Source organism: Arthrobacter sp. Y3221157 (genome assembly GCF_059089865.1).
The window spans coordinates 1-3,743 of record NZ_JBNHFD010000159.1; the positions used below are offsets into that span (position 1 = coordinate 1).

Genomic DNA, 3,743 nt, shown 5'->3' on the forward strand with positions numbered 1-3,743 from the left:
CTCACCGGCAGTGTCGGTCAGCCGGAAGTCGGCTTCCACCCAGCGCCCGGCCGTAGCGAAGTAGTCGTCACCGATGCCGTTCCGGGTGGCCAGGGGAGGCCCACGCCCACCATGATGCTGCCGGTCCGGATGGTCCGCTTCGAACCCAGGCGGAGCACGATCAGCCCGGAGGCTGAAACGGACGCGAAGGAACCGAGCGTCATGCAGAGCAGGAGTACCCCCACGTTGCCCGGGGTGAGGTCCAGCGCGTCCCGGATGGCCGGGAGGCGGGACACCCAGGAGGCAAACGCCAGCCCGCTGGCGGCGTAGGCCACCACCACGGCGTTGCGCCAGCGGGTGACTTCACCGGCGGTGACTGTTGCCCCTGTGCCTTGCCTGGGTGTCAACGGGCCCGCTCAGGAAAGCCTGACGACGGCCTGGGCCTTCATCAGGACTTTTTGGCCGGCCGAGACAACGGTGAGGTCGACGCGTGCGGTGCCGGCCTCGGCGTCGAGCTTTCCAATGGTGCCGCTCACCTCGATGGTGGCCCCGGGCTGCTCCGTGCCGGTGGTGTCCGTGACCAGGACCGGCTTGGTGAAGCGGGTCTGGAAGTCGACGACGGCGGCCGGGTCGCCTGCCCAGTCGGTCACCAGCTGGACGGCCGAGCCCATGGTGAACATGCCGTGGGCGATGACGCCGGGCAGTTCCACGCTGGTGGCGAAGGCTTCGTTCCAGTGGATGGGGTTGAAGTCACCGGAGGCGCCGGCGTACTTGACCAGGTCGGCGCGGGTGACCTCGACGGTGCGGCTGCCGATCTCCTGGCCGGCGCTGAGTTCGTGGATGCTGGGGCTCATGGCTACTGTCCCTCTCCGCGGACCAGGATGGATGACGTGGTGGTGGTGACCTGCTCACGGGACTCGTCCGCGGCCAGGGCGAAAATTTCGGAACGGGTGGTGATCATGGCACCGCCGCCCATGGCACGGACGCCGTCCACGTGGAGTTCGGCCACCAGCCGGTCGCCGGCGAAGATGGGGCGGTGGTGGGTGAAGCGCTGGTCCGCGTGGACCACGCGGGAGAAGTCGATGCCGGCTTCCGGATCCTCTATGAGCTGGGCGTCGGCGCGCTGGGCGATGATGATGGCGAAGGTGGGCGGGGCCACCAGGTCATTGTGGCCCAGGGCCTTGGCGGCGTCGACGTCGAAGTGCGCAGGATGGGTGGCTTTCACGGCGCGGGCGAACTCGCGGATTTTCTCGCGGCCGACGTCGTACACCTCAGCGGCAGGGTAGCTGCGGCCCTGCAGGTCCGGATTGATAGTCATGGCCTCCAGCCTATCGCCCGCCTGCTGGAGGGCAGAAAAGCGCGTCCCGGCCAAGGAGGCAGGGAAACCCTACCGGCGCAGCCGCTTGCGGATGGCCTGGCCGCGGACCACCATTCCGGCCACGTGCAGGACCAGGCCCAGCCCGATCAGCGGAAGGGAGGCCATGGCCAGCCCCTGGTTGCCGCTGGTGTTGCCCACCAGGTTCAGGATGATGCCGACGGCGATGAGCCCCATCGCGCTGAAGACCAGGACTTTGTAGCGGGTTGGCGCGGTGGCCCAGAATTCGTTCAGCACCCAGCCAGTTTACCGGGCCCCGGTGCAACGGTTCAGAACAGGGCTTCCTGCAGGGCCGGGACCTCGGAGGCGAAGTCGCCCAGGATGAGGGTGCGGGCGCCCAGCTGGGCAAGGTTCACCACGAAGGCGGCATCCGTGCCGTCCAGTCGGGCCAGGGCATTGTGCCCGCTCAGCCCCATAATCTCGAAGCCGTGCCCACCGCTGTCCAGCGGGTGTGGGTACGGGTGGCGGGCGCCCGGGCCGTGCAGGACGGATGCCTGCCTGGGACGGATCCAGGGTTCGTCCACCACGGTGAACCCTTCGACGGCGGTATGCGCCAGCAGCGCACGGGCTTCCGCGGCGCGGCGGGCGTTGGTGGCATCCAGTTCGGGAGCGGGCAGCGGCCGGAGCAGGGCCTCGGCTTTGGCGGCGGACCTGACTTGCTGGGGCAGGCCGGCTTCGGCCGTGACCAGGTCCTCGAGGATCCGGACCACCCTGCCGTCCCTGGCGCGGGCCACATACCGGGCCGCCCCGGCGCCCTGCTCTGCCAGCCGGTTCCACTTCCGCGGTCCGGATGCTGTTCCCACCTTGCTGGCGCCGCCCGCGAAGGTGGCCACGTACAGCCAGTGTTCCTGCATCAGGTACCCGCGCAGCCCGGGGGTGACGCGGCCGCCCCGGTGGAAGTCGTGGATGAGCCGCGACTCGTCCAGCATGAAGCAGCGCTCGCACTGCTTGCCCCGGGCCGCCGGGGCGCCCGCCGCGCACAGGACGTGGTCGCGGCGTGTGGAGGAGTGGACGCGCAGGTGCCCCAGACAGGATTTTGCCGGGTCCTCAACCCGAAAGCCGAGCCTGGCCTCCGGGTGGAGGCTGACCTGCCGGAAGTCCCCGGACGGTGACTGGAGGCGCAGGACCGGCGCGCCGCCGTCGTCCGCTGCCCTTGACGCCGGCGGCCCATCCCAAAAGACCCCGTGGACCAGATAACGGGTATCGGCCAACGGGGTCCCGGAGGAAAGCGGGTGGGGCATCAGAGCGCGGGCTGGACCCCGAAGGCCACTGCGAGCTTCATGATCTTTTCGGCGCGGCCCAGGCGGGGAAGATCGGAGCCGTCGCGGATGACGCGGCCGTTGGCTTCGAAGTCGGTCATGAAGTCGGTAGCCCACGCGACGTCGGACGGCGTGGGGCTGATGACCTCGTTGATGACCGGGGTCTGGTCGATGGCCAGGCACAGCTTGCCCGTCATGCCCATCATCACCGTGATGCCGGTCTGTTCGCGCAGGATGGGGTGGTTGGTGCCCACCGTGGGGCCGTCGATGGGGCCCGGGAGGTTGCCCACGCGGCTGGCGACCACGAGCTTGGCGCGGGGGTAGGCCATAGCCTCGGGGGTGGCAGCCATGCCCGTGTCGCGGCGGAAGTCGCCGGAACCGAAAGCCAGGCGGAACGCGCCCTGGGCCTTGGCGATGTTGTTGGCTTCCTCAATGCCGACGGCGGATTCCACCAGCGGGATGACCGGTGTCTTGCCGTCCATCCGGTGGAAGCTCTCAGTGACCTGGTCCGCGGATTCGGTCTTGGCCAGCATGACGCCCAGGAGCCCGGGGGTGCCGCGGAGGCCTGCGAGGTCGTCGGCCCAGAACGGGCTGGTGGCGTCATTGATGCGGACCCAGGCCTTGCCGCCGGCGGTTAGCCAGTCCACGACGTTGCCGCGCGCCTGGTCCTTCTGCGAGGGGTCCACTGCATCTTCAATATCCAGGATGATCGAGTCGGCGCGGGAAACTGCCGACTGGTCAAAAAGCTCGGTCTTCATGGCATTGACCAGCAGCCAGGAGCGGGCGATTTCTGCGGGGATATTGCGTTCCGGCCTTACGGTCTCGGTGGCGATGGTAGACGTCATGCTTTCTACAGTATCCGCCCTGCAAGCGGCGCGGCGACGAAAATGGCCAGCTTGTGAGGATCAATACGAACTAAACGGGATGTGACGGATTCACCAGGAAATGTGGGCAGCAGCAAGTGTCGTTTTGAGGGGACAAACGACACTTGCTGCTACTTCGTTGGGCGGGATCAACCAAAGGCCCGGTCAGGGGATGTTGCTGCCACGCGCCGTCACCCAGAGCCGGTACCAGTCGGCGCGGGACATGGCGGCGGCGGCCTTCGCGGCGCCGGCACAGGCGCGGATGCG

Annotated in this window: 5 protein-coding genes and 3 pseudogenes; all 8 read right to left on the minus strand. The window is 68.4% G+C overall.

Annotated features, from left to right (window positions below):
- Nucleotides 1-105 (minus strand): annotated as a pseudogene (locus AC5RTT_RS20065) (exodeoxyribonuclease III); the annotation flags it as partial.
- Nucleotides 96-386, minus strand: a pseudogene (locus AC5RTT_RS20070) (MFS transporter); the annotation flags it as partial. The pseudogenes AC5RTT_RS20070 and AC5RTT_RS20065, both read right to left, overlap by 10 nt.
- 9 nt (nucleotides 387-395) lie before the next feature.
- Nucleotides 396-833 (minus strand): MaoC family dehydratase, encoded by a 438-nt coding sequence (locus AC5RTT_RS20075; protein WP_494008969.1) that lies wholly within the window; start codon nucleotides 831-833, stop codon nucleotides 396-398.
- Nucleotides 834-835: 2 nt separating this feature from the next.
- Complete coding sequence (locus AC5RTT_RS20080) at nucleotides 836-1,297, minus strand: FAS1-like dehydratase domain-containing protein (protein WP_494008970.1); 462 nt, start codon at nucleotides 1,295-1,297, stop codon at nucleotides 836-838.
- Between the two features lie 69 nt (nucleotides 1,298-1,366).
- The gene (locus AC5RTT_RS20085) at nucleotides 1,367-1,591 is read right to left on the minus strand and encodes a DUF3188 domain-containing protein (protein ID WP_133345727.1); all 225 of its coding nucleotides are present in this window, start codon (nucleotides 1,589-1,591) and stop codon (nucleotides 1,367-1,369) included.
- 32 nt (nucleotides 1,592-1,623) lie between these two features.
- Complete coding sequence (locus tag AC5RTT_RS20090) at nucleotides 1,624-2,595, minus strand: DUF2797 domain-containing protein (protein ID WP_494146637.1); 972 nt, start codon at nucleotides 2,593-2,595, stop codon at nucleotides 1,624-1,626.
- Nucleotides 2,595-3,458, minus strand: a complete 864-nt coding sequence (locus tag AC5RTT_RS20095) for an HpcH/HpaI aldolase/citrate lyase family protein (RefSeq protein WP_494008972.1) — start codon at nucleotides 3,456-3,458, stop codon at nucleotides 2,595-2,597. Before AC5RTT_RS20095 ends, AC5RTT_RS20090 begins: the two co-directional genes overlap by 1 nt.
- 183 nt (nucleotides 3,459-3,641) lie before the next feature.
- Nucleotides 3,642-3,743, minus strand: a pseudogene (locus AC5RTT_RS20100) (aldo/keto reductase); the annotation flags it as partial.

Coding starts and splice junctions, on each gene's coding strand:
- AC5RTT_RS20075 (WP_494008969.1), bottom strand. CDS start 833: ATGAGCCCCAGCATCCACGAACTCAGCGCCGGCCAGGAGATCGGCAGC.
- AC5RTT_RS20080 (WP_494008970.1), bottom strand. CDS start 1,297: ATGACTATCAATCCGGACCTGCAGGGCCGCAGCTACCCTGCCGCTGAG.
- AC5RTT_RS20090 (WP_494146637.1), bottom strand. CDS start 2,595: ATGCCCCACCCGCTTTCCTCCGGGACCCCGTTGGCCGATACCCGTTAT.
- AC5RTT_RS20095 (WP_494008972.1), bottom strand. CDS start 3,458: ATGACGTCTACCATCGCCACCGAGACCGTAAGGCCGGAACGCAATATC.